The organism is Ruegeria alba (assembly GCF_022321465.1).
GTDB classification, from domain to species: domain Bacteria; phylum Pseudomonadota; class Alphaproteobacteria; order Rhodobacterales; family Rhodobacteraceae; genus Ruegeria_B; species Ruegeria_B alba.
Map to the genome: position 1 here is coordinate 18,173 of NZ_JAKOEM010000005.1, position 19,265 is coordinate 37,437.

Here is a 19,265-nt window from a genome sequence, read left to right on the forward strand (position 1 = left end):
CCTCAGCGCTGTTTTTCCTCGATAAACCCGCCGACCGCGCGCATGTTCTCGGGCCCGATCTCGGCGCGGGCATCCACCATCAGGTCCGCCAGCGACTGGCCCCGCAACGAGGCACGCCACGCCTGTTCAGCGACCAACATCCGCCGCTTTATGAAACAATCCTTGCGATAGGCGCAGGGGTCATTGCTGGTCACCTCGCCCTTGCGCCGAATCTCGCGACAGACAAAAGCCGGGCCGGGACCATCCACCGCCTCGACCACATCAAGCAGCGAGACCTGCTCCGGCGCGCGGGCAAGGCGAAAGCCGCCACGCGGTCCCGGCACCGCCTCGGCCACACCGGCGGCTGTCAGCGCGCGCATATGCTTGAGCAGATAGCTTTCCGACAGGCCGTGCAGGGTGGCGAGATCACGCCCGGACAGAACCTTGCCCTCTGGAAGCTCTGCCAGAACCGCAGCACAGTGCAGCGCCGCCTCGACCCCATCCCCCAATCGCCGCATGCCTTCCCCCCGCGCCGGTTCCGCCGATCCCGCTTGCGTCGGCCATTCATGGATATAAACTATCGATGATTCGACTGCAACACCCACTTGAAAGGACACGTAACAATGCGCTTCAACTTCACCAGACAAACACCTCAGGTCTTTGACGCGATGCTGGCGCTCAACGACACGATCTCTCAGGCCAATCCCGACAGCCGCCTGGTCCATCTGACCAAGATCAGGGTGTCGCAGATCAATGGCTGCGCCTATTGCGTCAACATGCATGTGAAAGAAGCGCAGCAAGACGGACTGCCCGACACCCTGTTGCATCTGATCGCTGTCTGGCCCGAAACAAGTGTCTTTACCGCCCGAGACCGCGCCGCGCTGGCCTGGGCCGAAACGCTGACCCGGCTTGAAGGCTCCGAGGTTTCGGATGCCGATTATGCCGCCGTGCGCGCAGAACTGTCTGAACAGGAAGTCGCCGCGCTCACCGCCTCGATCGGGATGATCAACCTGTGGAACCGCATGGGCGTCGGCGCCCGCCTGCCGGTCTGAAACGCGACAGGCGGCGTTCGCACGGGATGCGGGCGCCGCCATAAGAGGCACAGATACCGGATTTGAGAATGGTGCGGTCGAGAAGACTACCCATTCCTACCAGAACACCTCTAGGTAACTGTTTTTTCTAACATAATCAGAAAACGACCCCGCCCTTGTGTCCCAAGGTGTGCATCATTTGTGTCTCACAAATCGAGTTCTTGCACAAGTCCGACCGAGAGCGCTCTCTGAAGAGCTTGAAACACAGTGACGCAAACTAAAACCTAAGATACTGTGCCGACTTGACAATTAGTCTTTAGGAAATTGGACAGAAGGCCCAACGCGAATGAACTCAGAAGTTATATTCTATCAGAAGGTTAACGAACGTCGTGTAAACTTTTCAGAGGTGGGCAGGGCTGGCTTCAACGCTCGTGCCGTCCTCTACATCAACGCAGCGTGCTCCTACGCCAAAGTGCTGAATATTCCAGACTTGCCGTTTGAGCCTGTGCAGTTGTCGGACGGAGATGATGCTATCCAAGAGGCTCTTTTCAAGCTTGAAGGCTTCATGGACAAGGTCAAAGCGGAGAACCTTTTCGATCTCGAACCGAACCTACGAGAGGCATCGGTCTACCTTGATCAGGAGTGGAAGTCTCATGCCACCACATTGGTCTCACATATAAGAGAAGTCGTCACCCGCGCTACTATGGCCGACGACCTCCGTGAGCCAATTCTCAGGAGCCTTAACCAACTTCAATCCGAAATAGACCGCAACCGAACACGGCTGGAAAGGGTATCGGATGCATGGCTCCAGATTACATCTGCCATAGGAAATGGAGCTGAGAACCTTGAACCTGCGGTCAAATTAATAGAGCGCCTGTCCAAAGCGATGGGTAAAGCTAAACGACACGAGATCGAGGCTGAGAAGCATCCCCAACTCCCCCCACCACCAGATGAACTGAAAGATGAGCAGTAGATCGGATGCTCTTAAAGAGAAACGAACCCATAGAGATAGGTCGATTTATTCTCACCGCAAAAATCCTACAGCCCAAGATAGATAGAGAGGCACGCGCACACCCCCCGTGGGGGGGTACTCTCTGCACCCCGTTAGCTTCACCTGCGGGAATGCTCATAAAATGAAGCTAAAACAATGACTTGACTATCACTCCTGCGCTGCTGATGTAGAGGGAGCGAGGCATCATGCCCGCCTTCACATCAACGCAAGGAACACCCCATGATCATCTTCTCCTTCCGCCTCGGTCGCTTCGAGTTTGTCGCCCAGCGTGAGACCGCCCCAGCCCGTAGCTTACTCAGCCGCCCAGCGCCGGGAGAGGTCATCATCGACCTTCCGGGGGCCAGCTTCATGGTGGCCTATCACAAGGCTCGCTCGATTGCCCGTTAGGGTACCCTGCCCTGCTCCCTTGCGCTTAGCCTTCGCAACGATCTTTTCGTATTCAGCGAGGAGGGTTTCCTGCTCTTTGACCAGCGCGACCCCTTCACGGGCCTTGATGGGCACCTGAAAAAATTCTTCACCCAAGACCCCAGCAACAGCTTTAGGGAATCTTCGGCGGAACCGTTTGCGGCCTCCAGAGAGTTCATCAACGTATTTGAGCTTCATCATCACCACCATCGCAAGTGTCCCATATGTGTCCCGTTTTGTGTCTCGGGATGGGCGCGATATGCCTGATAGCCTTGAAAAACAGGCCCCTCAAGGGGGTGAATTGGTGCGGTCGAGAAGACTCGAACTTCCACGGGTGTTACCCCACAGCGACCTCAACGCTGCGCGTCTACCAATTCCGCCACGACCGCACTGCCAGTGACTTGGTAGAGCGGCGTATAGACGAGGGTTGTCGGGATGTGAAGAGACAAAAACACATGACTTTGATTTCTTGAACGACGCCCTATCTGCTAGCGGATGGCACGATACGCCCCAGACTCAGGAGCCCGCAGATGACCGGTCAGTCCCCTCGCCCCGAACTTCAGATCGACATCGTCTCGGACGTGGTCTGCCCCTGGTGCATCGTCGGGTTTCGGCAACTGGATCAGGCGCTTGCGGCCACCGGCGTGCTGGCGCGGCTGCGCTGGCATCCGTTCGAGTTGAACCCGCAGATGGGACCCGAGGGCCAGAACCTGCGCGAACATATCATGGAGAAATACGGCTCGACGCCAGAGCAGAGCGCCGAGGCGCGCGCTCGGCTGACCGCGATCGGGGCCGAGTTGGGGTTCACGTTCAACTTCACCGATGAAAGCCGCATCGTGAACACCTTTGCGGCGCATCAACTGCTGGACTGGGCCGAGGGTCAGGGCCGCCAGCATCCGCTGAAACTGGCTCTGTTCGCGTCCTATTTCACCCAAGGCCGGGATGTGTCGGACCCTGATATCCTGCTTGACGCGGTAGAGGCGGCTGGGCTGGACAGGAAGGCTGCGCAAACGGCGTTGACCTCGGGCGCGCATCAGGCGCCTGTGCGCGAAAAGCAGAGGTTCTGGGCGCAGCATGGCATTTCCGGCGTCCCCTCGATGGTGTTCGGCGGCAAATACCTGCTGACCGGCGCGCAGGGCGCCGAAAGCTATGCGCAGGTGATAGAGCGGTGCCTGGCCGAGGCGGCCTGACGCCACCCCTTCGCCTGCCCCCTTCCCCTGCCCGGGTCCGCGCGATATGACAGCGCCATGGAATGGAAGATCACCGACGGGCTGACCGATTACGACGAGGCCGTGGCCTTTATGGAGGCGCGCGCTGCCGCCATCGCGGCGGGCGAGGCCGAAGAATGTATCTGGCTGCTGGAGCATCCGCCGCTTTACACCGCCGGCACCTCTGCCCGGCCCGCAGATCTGACTGATCCCGACCGCTTTCCCGTCTATGACAGCAAGCGCGGAGGACAGTATACCTATCACGGACCCGGACAAAGGGTGGTCTATGTCATGCTCGATGTGGGCAAGCGCGGCCATGACGTGCGCCGCTTTGTCCAGCAACTCGAGGAATGGGTGATCGCCGCATTGGCCGAGTTCAACATTCGCGGCGAAATCCGCGAGGGCCGCGTCGGCGTCTGGGTCAAGCGCGAGAACAAGCCGCTGACGCTCGGCGGTCAGCCCGCCGAGGACAAGATCGCCGCCATCGGCATCCGCCTGCGCAAATGGGTCAGCTTTCACGGCATCTCGATCAACGTGGAACCGGATCTGAGCCATTTCTCGGGCATCGTGCCCTGCGGCATCACCGAATACGGGGTGACCTCGCTGGTCGATCTGGGCCTGCCGGTGACCATGGGCGATGTGGACGTGGCCCTGCGTCAGAGCTTCGAACAGGTGTTCGGCGCCGATTGATCCCGCTCAGCGCGCGGGCAGCATCTCCTCGATCACATTCAGCACCGCATCGGGACGTTCATAGTACAGGAACTGCCCCATGCCTTAGAACCGGCGAAAGCTGGCGCCGCGCATGCTGGCGGCGAAACGGCGGCTCAGGCCACCAGCACCGTCACGTGTATTGCCGCAATCACCTGCTCGCCGTTTGGTGCTACCTGAAATGGAGGTTGGTCCGGGCTCTCTTTTTGCTCTCCTTCTATCAGACCGCTAACCCCCAATTCTAAGCTGGCAACCACCAGATTGGGTCAATTCAAAGAAAGGAAACTTCTCTGCTGGTCTGAAAATAACCCATTTGGGTCATGTAACGGACAAAGTTCCGTGTCAGGTTAGGCTTACCGTTCAGTGAGTGAGTGGTGTTTTCAACAAGTTCGGCGCGGTCGCCTGTTCCCATAGCAGTACCTGCGCTATTGTTTCGGTTCTGCCGCCCCGCCCCTTGGCGGGGCGGCAATTTCTTTGCTAGCTCCGCTCTCAATCACCGCCGATGCGCTGCGGATGGGCACAGGCATGCACCACGCACTCCATCTCAAGCGTGACATGTGTGATGCCCAGACGTGTCTCCAGAACGGACTTCACCCGTGCCTTGATTGCATCGGCCTGCCCCCAGGCGCCGGGTTCGATCACCAAATGCGCGCTGAGCGCGGCGGTATTCTCCTGAAGACTCCACAGATGCAGGTGATGCAGCGATCGAACGCCCTCGACAGCTTCGATTTCTTGCGCCACCGACTCGGGATCGTGTCCCGGCGGCGTACCCAGCATCAGCACCCCGATCGCGGCGCCGATCTCGGCCCGGACATGCCACAGGATGTAGGCCGCGATCATCAGCGTCACCAACGGGTCGACCCAGGTCCAGCCAAACCAGATCACCGCGCTGCCTGCCACGATCACCGCAACCGAGCCCAGCGCATCGGCCAGATTGTGCAGAAAGGCCGCGCGGATATTCATCGAGGTCTTGGCCATCGACCAGGTCAGCGCCGCCGTCACCAGATCGATGACCAGCGCCAGCGCGGCGATCCAGACCACCAGCCAGCCGTCGATGGGCTGCGGGTCGAGAAAGCGCATGATCCCCTCGTAAACGAGGTAGAGCGCCAGCACGATCAGGGTGGTATAGTTGATCAGTGCCGCGATCACCTCGGCCCGACCATAGCCATAGCTCATCCGCGCATCTGCGGGGCGCCGGGCGATGCGGCGGGCGCCAAAGGCGATGATCAGCGCCACCGCGTCCGAGAAATTGTGCAGCGCATCGGCGATCAGCGCCAGCGAGCCCGACAAGAGCCCACCCACCACCTGGGCAAGGGTGAGCAGCATGTTGACCGCGATGGCCCAAGCAATGCGCGCATCGCCGGCGGATGGGTCGATGTGATGGTGGTGGAGCCCGTGGGCATGAGTATGGGCCGATGCGGCCTCATGGTCATGTGGCATGAGAAAGCGTTCCTGATTCCGGTTCGCTTTCCCACCTAATTGCTACAGCGGCTGTAGGTTCAAGAGGCGATCCGTCTTTTCAGCCCAAGGCGGCGCGAATCCTCTCAGCCTGTTCGGCAATTGCCGCCATGTCGCCCATCTGGCCCGGCGGGCGCAGGCGCACTCCTTCGTGACGCGGCAGCACGTGGAAATGCAGGTGGAACACCTCTTGCCCGCCTGCCGCTTCGTTGAACTGCTGGATGGTCACACCCTCGGCGCCAAAGGCCGCCATCACCGCATGGCCCAGCTTTTGCACCGTCGCCATCACCGCAGACAGTTGCGTGGGGCTGGCATCCAGCAGGTTGCGGCAGGGCGTCTTGGGGATCACCAGCAGATGCCCGTCGGCACGCGGCATGATATCCATGAAGGCAAGCGTGTCGTCATCCTCATAGACCCGGGTCGAGGGGATCTCGCCCCTGAGGATCTTGGCAAAAATGTTGTCGGGATCATAGGCCATGGTCATCCGTCCTGTTCTGTACGTCGCAAGAGTTGTGAGCGAGCCGCAGGGCGGGGTCAAGGCGCGGTACGGTCTTCTGTCCGGGGATGCGGGGCCACGGCGACGTGGCCCCGCGCCGTGTCACTCGATCCGGCCCGGCAGGCTCAGATCGCCCGAGGCGATGTCGAACACATCGGTCACGCATAGCAGCGGCGCATGAATGTTTGCGTTCACCCGCAGCGCGGCGGTCACCCCGTCATAGGCCGCGCCCGCAACCGCATCGGCATCGGCAAAGGGCACGGTCAGCGTGATCTCAGGCCCGTCAAAGCGCGGTGTATATCCGGGACTGTCGATATAGATCGGCAGGCCGGGCCAGGTCAGCGGCATTGCCGGTGTCGCGCCCTCGGGAATGTCGCGCACCCCCAGCGCCCCGGCCCCGCAAGCCTCGGTCGGGGTCAGCACCACCCAGTGGCTGTGCCAAAGCGTTCCGTCATTGGCCGGGTCGCCGTCGCCATCCTCGTCAAACAGCGGCGTGTCGTCAAAATCCGGGTGGCTGGTGGCGGCCAGCGCCAGAATGCCGGTGCCGCCCTCGAACCCGACCGTCGCGGGGTCCAGCGAGGTGGGCCAGACATAGGACAGCACCGGCGCCCCGCCCAGCGCCCCGACTGGCTCGGGCCGCTCGGCACCGGCGGTGCCGTTGGTGGTCATGTGAAAGGTCACCAGACGGCCCTCGCGATGGGCATGGGCCGCAAGGATGTCAAAGGCGGCCACCCGCGATGCATCGGCGGCGGACAGCACCGCCCCCTCCTGCTCGACGGCATGAGTGCCCCCGGCCAGGCCGGCACCCGCGACGAATGGCAAGACAACGGAAAGAAGCAAGGGTCTGAGCATGTCGGTCTCCTGAATGATATTTAGTAGCGATTCGCTATCATATAACCCACATCATTGCAATACTCATAGCGAGTCGCTACAAATACCTCATGACCGAGACCGAGCAGATCCGCGCGCTTGTCACCCGTCTCGCCCGTCTTGATGCGGCCGAGACCTGGGAGGACGACCTCAACCCCGTGCAACTGGCGGCGCTGGACTATCTGTCGCGCGCCAACCGTTTCTCGCGCGCGCCCTCACATGTGGCCGCCTATCTGGGCACCACCCGGGGCACCATGTCGCAAACGCTCAAGGTCTTGCTGCGCAACGGTTATTTGAAGGAGAGCCGGTCCGAAGCCGACAAGCGTTCGATCAGCTACACCCCTACCCTAAAGGGGCAAGAGGCAGCGGGCCGGAGCACTGCGCTGAGCCATGCTATCGACGGGTTGGGCAAGGATGGCAAATCGGCGCTTTGGCAACAGTTGAGCGCCGTCTTGTCGGCCATGCTGGTGGCCAATCAGGGGCGGTCCTTTGGGGTTTGCCAGAACTGCACCCATTACAGGGCCACCGGGACCGGCGGCCTCTGCAATCTTCTGAAGGCACCGCTTCTGCCCGAAGAAACGCAGCAAATCTGCCACGAGCAGGTGCCTGTCTGAACCACATCCCCGGTTTTTGCCGCCCCGGTTCAAGAGGGGTGCGGCCATTTATCTTGATCCAGATCAAACTCCGCCATTGATGCGCCCTGCCTCACATTCTAAAACCGCAAGGAATCCGCGCGGCCCGGAGCGTTTCGGCTGTGCGTAGAAATCTGCAAGGAGGCACCTAAATGGCAGACGCAGCCATTCATGGTCACGGGCATGAGGACAATCGCGGCTTCTTTACCCGCTGGTTCATGTCGACCAACCACAAGGATATCGGGATCCTGTACCTGATCTTTTCGGCGCTGGCCGGTCTGATCTCGGTGCTGATGACCGTCTACATGCGGCTCGAACTGATGGAGCCGGGTGTTCAGTACATGTGTCTGGAAGGCTTCATGGCCGATCCCTGCACGCCGAACGGCCATCTGTGGAACGTGATGATCACCTATCACGGCGTCCTGATGATGTTCTTTGTCGTCATTCCGGCCCTCTTCGGCGGTTTCGGCAACTTCTTCATGCCGCTTCAGATCGGTGCGCCGGACATGGCGTTCCCGCGCATGAACAACCTCAGCTTCTGGCTCTATGTCGCCGGTACCTCGCTGGGTGTGGCCTCGATGCTGACGCCGGGTGGCAACGACCAGCTGGGTTCGGGCGTGGGCTGGGTTCTGTACCCGCCGCTGTCGACCACCGAAGGCGGCATGTCGATGGATCTGGCGATTTTCGCCGTGCACCTGTCGGGCGCCTCCTCGATCCTGGGTGCGATCAACATGATCACCACCTTCCTGAACATGCGCGCCCCGGGCATGACGCTCTTCAAGGTGCCGCTGTTTTCGTGGTCGATCTTCGTGACCTCGTGGCTGATCCTGCTGTCGCTGCCGGTTCTGGCCGGCGCCATCACCATGCTGCTTATGGACCGCAACTTCGGCTTCACCTTCTTTGATCCGGCAGGCGGCGGCGACCCGATCCTGTACCAGCACATCCTGTGGTTCTTTGGCCACCCGGAAGTGTATATCGTGATCCTGCCCGGCTTTGGCATCATCAGCCATGTGATCGCCACCTTCGCGCGCAAGCCCGTCTTCGGCTATCTGCCGATGGTCTGGGCGATCATCGCGATCGGTGTTCTGGGCTTTGTCGTCTGGGCGCACCACATGTACACCGTCGGCATGAGCCTCAACCAGCAGGCCTATTTCATGCTGGCCACCATGGTCATCGCGGTGCCCACCGGTGTGAAGGTGTTCAGCTGGATCGCCACCATGTGGGGCGGCTCGATCGAGTTCAAGACGCCTATGCTGTTCGCCTTCGGCTTCCTGTTCCTGTTCACCGTCGGCGGTGTGACCGGCGTGGTGCTCAGCCAGGCCTCGGTCGACCGGGCCTATCATGACACCTATTACGTGGTTGCCCACTTCCACTATGTGATGAGCCTGGGGGCCGTGTTCGCCATCTTTGCCGGCATGTATTTCTACTTTGCCAAGATGACGGGCCGCCAGTATTCCGAGTTCTGGGGCAAGATCCACTTCTGGATGTTCTTCATCGGCGCCAACCTGACCTTCTTCCCGCAGCACTTCCTGGGCCGTCAGGGCATGCCGCGTCGCTACATCGACTACCCGGAAGCCTTTGCCTATTGGAACAAGATCTCGTCCTATGGCGCGTTCATCTCGTTCGCCTCGTTCCTGCTGTTCTTCGGCATCGTGTTCTATGCGCTGTTCCGCGGCGCCCGCGAAAGCCGCAACAACTATTGGAACGAATATGCCGATACGCTGGAGTGGACCCTGCCCACCCCGCCTCCGGAACACACGTTCGAGACCCTGCCCAAGCAGGAAGACTGGGACAAGGGCCACGCGCACTAAGCGCCAGAGCCAGAAAAACCAGAAAGGCCCCCGACGCATCCGCGCGGGGGCCTTTTCCTTTTCTCTTGCTCTACCATCGCCCTTACCGGCAGGCGTTGCAAAATCTCAACGCCGGGCGCGGCACTAACGCTTGTCCAAAACCGCAAGCTGTACATGCGGCAGGATTTGTGGAGACTTTGTCGAAAAACAGAACAAGTTTTGAGGCAGAGCATGAAAGCGACCTGGAGCGTCTTCTCCATGGTCAAGGAACCCGTTCACATCCTGCGCCGATTTGTGGATCACAATCTGGGCGCGGGTGCCAGTTATGTGCATCTCTTCTTTGACGATCCCGACGATCCCGCCTTTGATACCTTCGCCAACCAGCCCGGAGTAATTACCCAGCGCTGCGGCCCCGACTATTGGGAGGGCTTGAACCGCCGGCGCCCGCCCTACGTCGAGCGGCGGCAGTTGCTGAATGGCCGCGTCGCGTACGAGCGTTGCCTGACCGATTGGCAGGCCCATTTCGATGCCGACGAGTTGATGGTGACGCGGGGGGGGCCGCTTGGCACGCTACTGGCTGCGGTCCCGCCCTGCCACCAGACTGCACATCTGGGCACGCTGGAACCGATGACCCCGCCCGAGGAACATGACGGGCCGATGCCCTTCCGCCGCTCGGTCCGTCATCTGAAATTCCGCGCCCGGCTGCATGTCTATGGCGAAGACCTCCAGGTTTTTCGCAACGGGTTGTTCGGACATTACCAGGGCAAGTCGATCCTGCGCGCGGGGCTGGAGGGCTGGGGCCATGGCATCCACTTTCCCCGCCCCCCGTCGCCCGAGATCGAAAACGCGATCTTCGAGATGGACAACGCCTGGATCGCGCATATGCATTGCGAGAACCGCGAGCTTTGGGTGAACCGGACCCTGAACAAGATGCGCGACACCTCTTACAACCTGCGCACCGGCAATTACGACATCCTGCCCTATGTGGCACCTGAGGCGGCGGCGCTGGAGAATCCCAGCGAACAGGACCTTCTGGAACTGCTATCGGGCTTCTACGACCGGGTCAGCGTGCTGTCCGAGGACTTGCGTGCGCGTATGGAGGCATTGGACCTGCTGCAATACCATCAGGTCGAACTCCTCGATTGAACCGTTGCTGCGGCAACGCGGGCTATGGACGGCGGCCGCGGTCGTGATACCTAAGCGCCATGCCCTATGACTGGAAACGCACCGATACCCTGCAAGAGCTGCATCTGTGGCCGCACAACTCGTTGCCGCCGCGTGGGGCGGCCGCCTTGGTGCTGTCGATCTTTGCGCTTGGGGTGCTGCCGCTGATCGCGGTTCTGGGGTCGCCACTCTTGTGGGGGTTGTTGCCGTTTCTTTTACTGGCGGTCGCCGGGCTGTGGCTGGCTATCGAGATGAACTATCGCCAGCGCCGCATCCTCGAGATACTGACGCTCGACCCCGAACGCGCGCATCTGGTGCGCCACAACCCGCGCGGGGCGGCGCAGGAATGGGATTGCAACCGCTATTGGGCGCGCGCCACCATGCATGCTCATGGCGGACCGGTGCCCCATTACGTGACCCTCCAGGGTGGCGGGCGCGAGGTCGAGATCGGGGCGTTTCTGTCCGAGGATGAACGCATCGCGCTTTACGACGATCTGCGGGACATGCTGGCGCGGTGATTGACAGGAGCGGCATGGCGGGCTAGGCAAACGACATGCAACAGACACGCGCCTTTGTCAGCACCGTCTATTATCCGCCGTTCACATAACGGCGGCAGCATTTCCTGTTCAACCGCCGCGATCCGGCGGTCCGAACAGCTTCTCACTTGACCACATGACCCGGCATCGCGGCCCCTTCGGAGCCTGTCATGTCCTGTCACCTTACCTTTACCTCGGTCGGCCTCTTGGGTTTTGGCGCCTTTGGCCGCTTGATCGCGACGCATCTGACGCCACATCTGCCCTGCCTGATCCATGACCCCGCCATGCCCGATGGCATCAACCTCCCCGTCGGCGCACGGGCTGTCCCGCTGATAGAGGCGGCGGGCTGCGACCTGGTGATCCTTGCGATGCCCGTCGCGGGCATGGCCGAGGCCTGCCGCGCCATCGCCCCACTTCTGCGCCCCGGTGCGGTGGTAGCCGATGTGGGCTCGGTCAAGATGACCCCGGCGGAGATCATGCAGGCGAACCTGCCCAGCCATGTGGCGTTGATCGGCACGCATCCCCTGTTTGGTCCGCAAAGCGCGCGACACGGGATTGCCGGTCACAAGATCGCGCTTTGCCCGTTGCGTGGACGCGCCCATCTGCCGGTGGCGGCGTTTTGCGCGCGCGGCTGGGGCTGCGGGTGATCATCACCACTCCCGAAGCGCATGACCGCGAGGCCGCCACGGTACAGGGGTTGACCCATCTGATCGCCCAGGCGCTGAACCGGATGGGGCCGTTGCCCGACCGCATGACCACCGCCAGCTTCGAGCTGCTGAAACAGGCAGTCGAGATGGTACGACACGACCCGCCCGGCGTTCTGGCCGCCATCGAAAGTGCCAATCCCTTTGCCTCGGGCGTGCGCGAAGAATTTCTGGATCTCGTGACGGGGCTAGACCACGCCTATGCGGCGCCAAAATAGAAATGACCCGCATGGGCGGGCCTTTCAGTCAGTCTATGCAAGATCGGATCAGCAATTGCCGGTGGCGCAGAGCTGATCCTTGACCATCGGGCCGACCTTGCCGAAATCCATCTGGCCGGTATAGCGCGCCTTCAATTCGCCCATCACCTTGCCCATGTCACGGATCGACCCGGCACCGGTGGCCGTGATCGCCGCGCGCACGGCGTTCTCGACCTCGTCCTCGTCCAGCTGCTTGGGCAGGAACTCCTCGATCACCGCGATTTCCTGACGCTCACGCTCGGCCAGGTCCAGCCGCCCGCCCTCTTCATAGGCGCGCGCGCTTTCCTGGCGCTGCTTGGTCATCTTGCCCAGAATGGCCAGAACCTCGGCATCGCCGCAACAGGCGGCCTCTTCATCGCCACTGCCACGCACCGCGATGTCGCGATCCTTGATCGCCGCATTGATCAGCCGCAGGGTCGACAACCGATCGGCCGCCTTGTCCTTCATCGCCTGTTTCAGCGCGGTATTCACACGTGCCCGCATATCCATCAGAACTGCCCATCCCCTGACATTGTTCAAGTTCCCGAACATAGCGAAAGAAAAAGCACGACACAACCGGGGCGCTACATTGATAAGTTATTGAAAAACAACAAAAGCCCAAAAATTGATCAGGGTTGACCCAGGGCCACAAGACCCTTAGGTATGCGCCGATTTACCCAGAGATAGAGAGTCGCGCCATGGCCCAGAACCCCCTGTCCAAGCCCACCGCATGCCTGGTTCTGGCCGATGGAACAGTGTTTTACGGCACCGGCTTCGGCGCTACCGGCCAGACCGTGGCCGAGCTGTGTTTCAACACGGCGATGACCGGCTATCAGGAAATCATGACCGATCCCTCTTATGCGGGCCAGATCGTGACCTTCACCTTTCCCCATATCGGCAATGTCGGTGTCACCCCCGAGGATGACGAGACCGCCGACCCGGTGGCCGCAGGCATGGTGGTGAAATGGGACCCGACGCAACCGTCCAACTGGCGTGCCGCCGAAGAGCTCAAGGGCTGGCTAGCCCGGCGCGGCCGGATCGCCATCGGCGGTGTCGATACCCGTCGCCTGACCCGCGCCATTCGCCAGCAGGGCGCACCGCATGTGGCCTTGGCCCATGACCCCGATGGCAAGTTCGACCTTGCCGCGCTGGTCGCCGCCGCGCGCGGCTTTGCCGGGCTCGAAGGCATGGACCTGGCCAAGGACGTGACCTGCGCGCAATCCTATCGCTGGGACGAGATGCGCTGGGCCTGGCCCGAGGGTTATGTCCGGCAGGAGGCGCCCAAGCACAAGGTGGTTGCCATTGACTATGGTGCCAAGCGCAACATCCTGCGCTGCCTCGCCTCGGCAGGCTGTGACGTGACCGTGCTGCCCGCCACCGCCACCGCGGCCGAGGTGCTGGCGCATGCGCCCGACGGCGTGTTCCTGTCGAACGGACCCGGCGACCCGGCGGCGACCGGTGAATATGCGGTGCCGATGATCCGCGAAATCCTCGACACCACCGCCTTGCCCGTCTTTGGCATCTGCCTGGGCCACCAGATGCTGGCGCTGGCGCTTGGCGGCCGCACCGTCAAGATGAACCACGGCCATCACGGCGCCAACCACCCGGTCAAGGACCTGGAAACCGGCAAGGTCGAGATCACCTCGATGAACCACGGCTTTGCCGTCGATGCGCAGAGCCTGCCCGAGGGCGTGGTGGAAACCCATCGCTCGCTGTTCGATGGTTCCAACTGCGGCATCCGCATGACCGAGCGGCCCGTCTTCTCGGTGCAGTATCACCCCGAGGCCAGCCCCGGCCCGCAGGACAGTTTCTATCTGTTCGAACGCTTTGCCGAAGCGATGGACGCACAAAAGGCCGATGCCTGACAAAAAACCTGCAATCGCAGCCGGTTTTGTCTGCCATTAACGCTCTATTAACCTGAATTGCGCAACCCTGACTCCCGGAACGGTTGTCGGGGCTGCGCATCATGAGCGACCTACATCTCAGGCTAAGCTCTGCCAGCCTTGCGCATCCGGCGCCGGAACCGCACCTGCCGCTTGGCAGATACCTGGTGCGGAACGGGGTGATCAGCCAGGCCCAGCTGGTGCAGGCCCTGCAAATGCAACTCTGGCTTGATGCGCCGATCGGTGAGATCCTGATCGCCGAGGGCTGGGCCGAACCCAATGACATCCTGCGCGCGCTGGCGCTGCAAAACGGGGTGCAATGGGCCGATCTGGCCGCTGATCCGCCGAGGGACGAGTTATGCGGGCTGATGCCTCATGATTTCTGGCTGCGGCATGGTGCAATTCCCTGGATGCGCCTGGGGCCCATGGTCATCGTCGCCACCGCACGCCCCGACCTGTTCGACCGGCTGCGCGCCGAGATGGCGCAAACGGGTATCCTGCTGATGCCGGCGCTTGCCAGCCGCGATCAGATCGACGCGGCATTGGCGCGACGCTATGCCATCACCCTTGCGCAGCTGGCCGAAACCCGGGTCGCGCCGCGCTATAGCTGCCGGACCTGGAACTGGCGCAGCCGGATACCGGGCAGCCTGGCGCTGCTGGCCCTGCTGGGATTGCTTGTACTGGCGCCTGTACAGGGATTGACGCTGCTGTTCCTGACCGCCGTTCTGACCCTGGCGCTGTTCGCGGGGCTCAAGGCGGTTGCCCTGGTGGCCCATCTCATGAGCCAGTCGCATCTGACCGCGCCGCATCCGCCCTCGCCCGGCACCGATATAAAGGGAGTGCGCCTGCCCAAGATCTCGATGCTGGTACCGCTCTACAAAGAGCGCGAGATCGCCACCGCACTGGTGACCCGTCTCGGTCGCCTGACCTATCCAAAGGCGCTGTTGGACGTCATCCTGGTGTTGGAGGAGAAAGACGAGGTCACCCGCGAGACCCTTGCTCAATGCACCCTGCCCGCCTGGATGCGGGTGATCGAGGTGCCCGGCCACAAGGGGCTGACAACCAAGCCCCGCGCGATGAACTATGCGCTCGATTTCTGCCGGGGCGAGATCATCGGCGTCTGGGATGCCGAGGATGCGCCGGTGGCTGACCAGCTTGAACAGGTCGCAACCCGGTTCGCCCAGGCGTCCGAAGAGGTGGTCTGCCTGCAAGGCATCCTGGATTACTACAACCCGCGCAGCAGTTGGCGGGCACGGTGTTTCACCATCGAATATGCCAGCTGGTTCCGCATCGTGCTGCCGGGTATCGCCCGGTTGGGCCTGGTGGTGCCGCTGGGAGGCACGACCCTGTTCTTTCGCCGCCCCGTGCTGGAGGAACTGGGCGGGTGGGACGCGCATAACGTGACCGAGGATGCCGATCTGGGCGTGCGCCTCTGCCGGGCCGGGTACCGGACCGAGCTGATCGACACGGTGACCTATGAAGAGGCGAATTACCGCTCCTGGCCTTGGGTCAAGCAGCGCTCGCGCTGGCTCAAGGGCTTCATGGTGACATATCTGGTGCATATGCGGGCACCGCTGCGGTTGTGGGCCGAACTGGGCACGCGGCGCTTTCTGGGCGTACAGGCCTTCTTTCTGGGGACATTGGGCCAGTTCCTGCTGGCGCCTGTGCTGTGGTCCTTCTGGCTGATCCTGTTCGGCCTGCCCCACCCGCTGGACGATGTTCTGTCGGCCCCGGTTCTGATCCTGTGCAGCGCCATCTTCGGGGCGACCGAACTGCTGGGACTGGCGATCGGATTGGTCGCGGTCTCTGCATCCGAGCGCCGGTTTCTGACCCCCTGGGTGCTGACCATGCCGCTCTACTTCCCGCTTGGCGTGCTGGCCGCCTACAAGGCGCTCTATGAACTGGTGGTCAATCCCTATTTCTGGGACAAGACCGAACACGGTCAGGCCAGCGAGGAAAAACCGGCCCCGCTACCCGGCGCGACCGATGAACAGGCGCGGGAACAGGGTTTTCATTAAAACCCTGTTCACAGGATTTCTGCGAAATCCTGACGTGGCCTCGTTCTCAGCGCCGTTCGCGGCTGTCGGCGTCCAGTTTCAACCGGGTCATGAATGCGATCGAGATGTGATCCTTGAGCGCCTTTTCGGCCGCTTCCTCGTTCCGGCCCGCGATGGCCTCGACAATCCCCTTGTGCTCGCTCTGGGCAATCTCTCCGCGCCCTTCGGCGGCCAGCGAAGTGGTCGCCATCAACGCCATGGTCCGGTGCACCAGGTCAAGCTGCTGCACCAGATAGCGATTGTGCGAGGCCAGGTGGATCTGTTCGTGAAACCGCCGGTTGGCCCGGCTCAACGCCTTGGGGTTGCCCACCAGCTTGTCATCGGCCACCACCATCTCGCGCAATACCGCGATCTCTTCGGCTGTGGCATGGCGCGCGGCGAGCCGCGCCGCCAGCCCCTCCAGCTCGCGCCGCACCTGATACAGCTCGGCCATCTGGTTGTGATCCAGCGAGGCCACGATCATCGAGCGCCCGTCGCGTTCCAGCAGCGACTGCGTCTCAAGCCGTTGCAGTGCCTCGCGGATCGGGGTGCGCGACACTCCGAACCGTTCGGCCAACTCGCTTTCCACCAGGCGATCACCGGGTTTGTAGATACCGCTGTCGATGGCTTCGAGGATCAGGTGATAGGCGTCTTTCTGCGCCGGGCGGCCTTGGGTCATTGCTGTTCTCTTCTCCCTGTTCGGACTTGTGTATCCGCCGGGACCCGCCCGGATCAACCCTGCCATTGCGCACGCGCGCTATCTGCCCTAGATCCGGGCCATGGTGCGCGAAGCCTTCTCTCATGTGACGACCTGGGTGTTCGATCTGGACAACACCCTTTATCCTCCCGCGATGCGGCTCTTCGACCAGATCGAAGTGCGGATGACCGCCTATGTGATGGAGGCGCTTGGTGTCACCCGGACCGAGGCCGACCGCCTGCGCGCGCAGTATTGGCGGCAATACGGCACCACGCTCGCCGGGCTGATGCGCGAACACGGGCTCGACCCCGACCCCTATCTGGTGGCGGTGCATGAGGTGGACATGAGCCACATGACCCCCGACGCCGCGCTGGCCAGCCATATCCGCGCCCTGCCCGGGCGCCGCATCGTCTATACCAACGGCTCGGCGCCTTATGCCGAGAGGGTGCTGGCCGCGCGCGGGTTGAGCGGGTTATTCGATGCAATCTATGGTGTGGAACACGCGGGCTACAGGCCCAAGCCCGAGCGCGCCGCGTTTGAAGAGGTGTTCACCCGCGACGGGGTGATCCCCGAACGCGCCGCCATGTTCGAGGACGACCCCCGCAACCTGACCGCCCCGCACGAGATGGGGATGCGCACGGTACATGTGGCCCCCGATCCTCACCCGGCGGAGCATATCCACCACCATACCGACGATCTCACCGCGTTTCTGTCCCGGCTGACCTGAGGGTGCTCAGTGCCCGTCGCCCAGCACGGGCAGAAAGCCGCCGCTCTCGGGGTCGCGTTGCATCTCGTAATAGAACCAGCGCCGGTGCGCGGGTGCCTTTTCCTTGCGAAAGGCGATCACCGCGTCGCGCCCGTCGGTGCGCAGGTTGATGGCGCCATAGACGCCCACGTTGCGGCGGAACACCTCGTCCAGCAGCTTGCGCTTGGCCGCGCGCATCTCGGCCAGCGCCGCCGCATCCGCCCCTGCGCCCTTGGCCAGTTCCGCCTCGATCCGCCCGTTCAGCCGGTCGAGCGCCGGGCGCAGGTCGTCCCGCTCGCGCTCTCGGGTGGAACGCAGGAGTTCGGTGGACAGGATCAACGGCCGCGCCCCGGCGCCCGTCTTGCCCAACAGACCCAACAGGTCGGGGCGCGGATGAACGTGCCCCTCTTCATCGCCCGAGGACACCACATAGGCGGCCGGATGGGCGGCCTGCAAAAACTCCTCGGTCACGTCCGAGGACCCGTGATGGCAGGTTTTCATCAGATCTACGCCAAACCGCTCGGCAGCAGCAGCGATGATCTCGGGCCGGGCGATGGCCTCAAGCTCGGCTTCGGTCGCTGCCAGCGGCGTCGAGACCGGCACCCCACCATAGTGCTGCATCAGAAAGCACTCGGCCGAGGTGTTGAGATCGCCTCCGAACAACACCCGGAACCCGTTGAAATCCAGCCGCAAAAGGACCGAATGCCCGTTCTTGGTCTTGCCGTCATCCATTGACCGCGAGGTGGGTTTGTCACCAAAGGCGCGCAGGCGCGGCTGGCCTGTTGCATCGGGCTCGACGACCGGACCCAGCACCTCGATCGTTATCAGCCCGCCGTCACCAGGGGCAAAGCCCGGCAGCCAGGCACGCCCGTCCTCCTGCACCGCTTGGGCGGTGGTGAGCGCGGTGACGGGGCCGATCCGGTCCGCCTCCAGCGCGGTCTGCATCAGCTTGGGATAGAGCTTGCGCCCGCGCCGGGCCGGATCGGACAACAACGCCCGCATCTGTGCGTCGGTCTCAACGATATCGGTCAGGTATCCGCCCTGTTCCGGCCCCAGCAGATCGTCGCCCACCCGTTCGACCAGCCCGCTGTGATAGACATGGTCGATCCGCAGGCGGCGGTTTTCAAAGATTGGCTGGAAACCGCGATAGTGGTCGGCATCCGGATGGGTGACGATGGCGGCATGGATCTGGCCCGAATTGTCGAAATCGCGGAACCGCCAGTTCAGAAACCCGTTGGTGTTACGCCCGATCCCGGCGTCGATCACCATCACGCGCGGCGGATGATGGTGGCCCGGCTCGGTCAGGATACAGGCATCGCCCTGCCCGATGTCGAGAAAGATCAGCTCCAGCACCCGCTCGTCCTGCAACTCGGCGCGTTTCATCAGATAGGGTTTCTTGCCATAGCGGACATGGGTCCAGGTGGCATCGACCGGATCGCGGACATCCACCCAGTCGCCCCACAGCACCTGTTTCACCTTGCGGCGGCTGGTTTTACCGTTCTTTTCAACGTCACGGTAAAGGTAGCTGACCGGACCGCGCGCATATTTCAGCGTCATGGGAAATCTCCGCCCTCAATACAATTCCCGGATGATAGCACAAAAGCAGAATCGCCGCGCATCTCTGCTCCGCTCGGCACGATCAGCGGCACCGCGCCGCAGGGGATGCGGCATCGCG

The 19,265-nt window shown here is 62.3% G+C and carries 21 protein-coding genes and 1 tRNA gene; 13 read left to right on the forward strand and 9 right to left on the reverse strand.

Features of this window, described 5'->3' with window-relative positions:
- Positions 1-2 precede the first annotated feature (2 nt).
- Positions 3-497 carry an RrF2 family transcriptional regulator gene (locus MB818_RS07930; protein WP_234137868.1) on the reverse strand — a complete coding sequence of 165 codons (495 nt, stop codon included), beginning with the start codon at positions 495-497 and terminating at the stop codon, positions 3-5.
- Positions 498-602: 105 nt separating this feature from the next.
- Here MB818_RS07930 and MB818_RS07935 point away from each other — a divergent pair, with 105 nt between their 5' ends.
- Positions 603-1,031, forward strand: coding sequence for a carboxymuconolactone decarboxylase family protein (locus MB818_RS07935; RefSeq protein ID WP_234137867.1), 429 nt, complete (start codon positions 603-605; stop codon positions 1,029-1,031).
- A gap of 325 nt (positions 1,032-1,356) precedes the next feature.
- Positions 1,357-1,983 carry a tetratricopeptide repeat protein gene (locus MB818_RS07940; RefSeq protein WP_238904708.1) on the forward strand — a complete coding sequence of 209 codons (627 nt, stop codon included), beginning with the start codon at positions 1,357-1,359 and terminating at the stop codon, positions 1,981-1,983.
- Positions 1,984-2,313: 330 nt separating this feature from the next.
- Here the strand turns inward: MB818_RS07940 and MB818_RS07945 are convergent, their stop codons facing one another.
- Together MB818_RS07945 and MB818_RS07950 are read right to left on the reverse strand one after the other, a co-directional pair.
- On the reverse strand, positions 2,314-2,637 hold the full coding sequence (locus MB818_RS07945) for a hypothetical protein (protein ID WP_238904710.1): 324 nt from the start codon (positions 2,635-2,637) through the stop codon (positions 2,314-2,316).
- Between the two features lie 92 nt (positions 2,638-2,729).
- A tRNA-Leu gene (locus tag MB818_RS07950) sits at positions 2,730-2,816 on the reverse strand.
- A 141-nt stretch (positions 2,817-2,957) separates the two neighbouring features.
- Here MB818_RS07950 and MB818_RS07955 point away from each other — a divergent pair.
- Together MB818_RS07955 and lipB are read left to right on the forward strand one after the other, a co-directional pair.
- Positions 2,958-3,617 carry a DsbA family oxidoreductase gene (locus tag MB818_RS07955; RefSeq protein ID WP_238904713.1) on the forward strand — a complete coding sequence of 220 codons (660 nt, stop codon included), beginning with the start codon at positions 2,958-2,960 and terminating at the stop codon, positions 3,615-3,617.
- Between the two features lie 57 nt (positions 3,618-3,674).
- The gene (gene lipB / locus MB818_RS07960) at positions 3,675-4,325 is read left to right on the forward strand and encodes a lipoyl(octanoyl) transferase LipB (RefSeq protein WP_238904715.1); all 651 of its coding nucleotides are present in this window, start codon (positions 3,675-3,677) and stop codon (positions 4,323-4,325) included.
- Positions 4,326-4,832: 507 nt separating this feature from the next.
- On the opposite strand, the gene MB818_RS07965 is transcribed toward lipB, so the two are convergent.
- From MB818_RS07965 to MB818_RS07975, 3 genes are all read right to left on the reverse strand, one after another.
- Positions 4,833-5,783: a cation diffusion facilitator family transporter gene (locus MB818_RS07965; protein ID WP_234216228.1), complete on the reverse strand. Its 951-nt coding sequence runs from the start codon at positions 5,781-5,783 to the stop codon at positions 4,833-4,835.
- 79 nt (positions 5,784-5,862) lie between these two features.
- Complete coding sequence (locus MB818_RS07970; protein ID WP_234216229.1) at positions 5,863-6,285, reverse strand: HIT family protein; 423 nt, start codon at positions 6,283-6,285, stop codon at positions 5,863-5,865.
- A gap of 114 nt (positions 6,286-6,399) precedes the next feature.
- On the reverse strand, positions 6,400-7,149 hold the full coding sequence (locus MB818_RS07975; protein WP_238904717.1) for a hypothetical protein: 750 nt from the start codon (positions 7,147-7,149) through the stop codon (positions 6,400-6,402).
- Between the two features lie 89 nt (positions 7,150-7,238).
- Between MB818_RS07975 and MB818_RS07980 the strand changes: the two genes are divergently transcribed.
- The 6 genes from MB818_RS07980 to MB818_RS08005 all read left to right on the forward strand — a co-directional run bounded on the left by MB818_RS07980 (position 7,239) and on the right by MB818_RS08005 (position 12,211).
- The gene (locus MB818_RS07980; protein ID WP_238904719.1) at positions 7,239-7,781 is read left to right on the forward strand and encodes a MarR family winged helix-turn-helix transcriptional regulator; all 543 of its coding nucleotides are present in this window, start codon (positions 7,239-7,241) and stop codon (positions 7,779-7,781) included.
- A gap of 170 nt (positions 7,782-7,951) precedes the next feature.
- Positions 7,952-9,610: a cytochrome c oxidase subunit I gene (gene ctaD / locus MB818_RS07985; protein WP_234137860.1), complete on the forward strand. Its 1,659-nt coding sequence runs from the start codon at positions 7,952-7,954 to the stop codon at positions 9,608-9,610.
- Between the two features lie 210 nt (positions 9,611-9,820).
- Entirely contained in the window at positions 9,821-10,735 is a 915-nt protein-coding gene (locus MB818_RS07990) for a glycosyltransferase family protein (RefSeq protein WP_234137859.1), read from the forward strand.
- A 59-nt stretch (positions 10,736-10,794) separates the two neighbouring features.
- Positions 10,795-11,271, forward strand: a complete 477-nt coding sequence (locus MB818_RS07995) for a DUF2244 domain-containing protein (protein WP_234137858.1) — start codon at positions 10,795-10,797, stop codon at positions 11,269-11,271.
- A gap of 188 nt (positions 11,272-11,459) precedes the next feature.
- Positions 11,460-11,936 carry a prephenate dehydrogenase/arogenate dehydrogenase family protein gene (locus MB818_RS08000; protein ID WP_238904721.1) on the forward strand — a complete coding sequence of 159 codons (477 nt, stop codon included), beginning with the start codon at positions 11,460-11,462 and terminating at the stop codon, positions 11,934-11,936.
- On the forward strand, positions 11,933-12,211 hold the full coding sequence (locus MB818_RS08005; RefSeq protein ID WP_238904723.1) for a hypothetical protein: 279 nt from the start codon (positions 11,933-11,935) through the stop codon (positions 12,209-12,211). Before MB818_RS08000 ends, MB818_RS08005 begins: the two co-directional genes overlap by 4 nt.
- Before the next feature lie 48 nt (positions 12,212-12,259).
- Here the strand turns inward: MB818_RS08005 and MB818_RS08010 are convergent, their stop codons facing one another.
- Complete coding sequence (locus MB818_RS08010) at positions 12,260-12,739, reverse strand: GatB/YqeY domain-containing protein (RefSeq protein WP_234166902.1); 480 nt, start codon at positions 12,737-12,739, stop codon at positions 12,260-12,262.
- 188 nt (positions 12,740-12,927) lie between these two features.
- Here MB818_RS08010 and carA point away from each other — a divergent pair, with 188 nt between their 5' ends.
- Both carA and MB818_RS08020 read left to right on the forward strand, forming a co-directional pair.
- On the forward strand, positions 12,928-14,094 hold the full coding sequence (gene carA / locus MB818_RS08015) for a glutamine-hydrolyzing carbamoyl-phosphate synthase small subunit (protein ID WP_234166903.1): 1,167 nt from the start codon (positions 12,928-12,930) through the stop codon (positions 14,092-14,094).
- A 101-nt stretch (positions 14,095-14,195) separates the two neighbouring features.
- On the forward strand, positions 14,196-16,130 hold the full coding sequence (locus MB818_RS08020) for a glycosyltransferase (RefSeq protein WP_238904725.1): 1,935 nt from the start codon (positions 14,196-14,198) through the stop codon (positions 16,128-16,130).
- A 46-nt stretch (positions 16,131-16,176) separates the two neighbouring features.
- Here the strand turns inward: MB818_RS08020 and MB818_RS08025 are convergent, their stop codons facing one another.
- Positions 16,177-16,827 carry a GntR family transcriptional regulator gene (locus MB818_RS08025; RefSeq protein ID WP_234137853.1) on the reverse strand — a complete coding sequence of 217 codons (651 nt, stop codon included), beginning with the start codon at positions 16,825-16,827 and terminating at the stop codon, positions 16,177-16,179.
- A gap of 100 nt (positions 16,828-16,927) precedes the next feature.
- Between MB818_RS08025 and MB818_RS08030 the strand changes: the two genes are divergently transcribed.
- Positions 16,928-17,572: a pyrimidine 5'-nucleotidase gene (locus MB818_RS08030; RefSeq protein ID WP_234144871.1), complete on the forward strand. Its 645-nt coding sequence runs from the start codon at positions 16,928-16,930 to the stop codon at positions 17,570-17,572.
- A 6-nt stretch (positions 17,573-17,578) separates the two neighbouring features.
- Here MB818_RS08030 and MB818_RS08035 read toward each other — a convergent pair whose 3' ends face one another.
- On the reverse strand, positions 17,579-19,147 hold the full coding sequence (locus tag MB818_RS08035; RefSeq protein ID WP_238904726.1) for a ComEC/Rec2 family competence protein: 1,569 nt from the start codon (positions 19,145-19,147) through the stop codon (positions 17,579-17,581).
- Positions 19,148-19,265 lie beyond the last annotated feature (118 nt).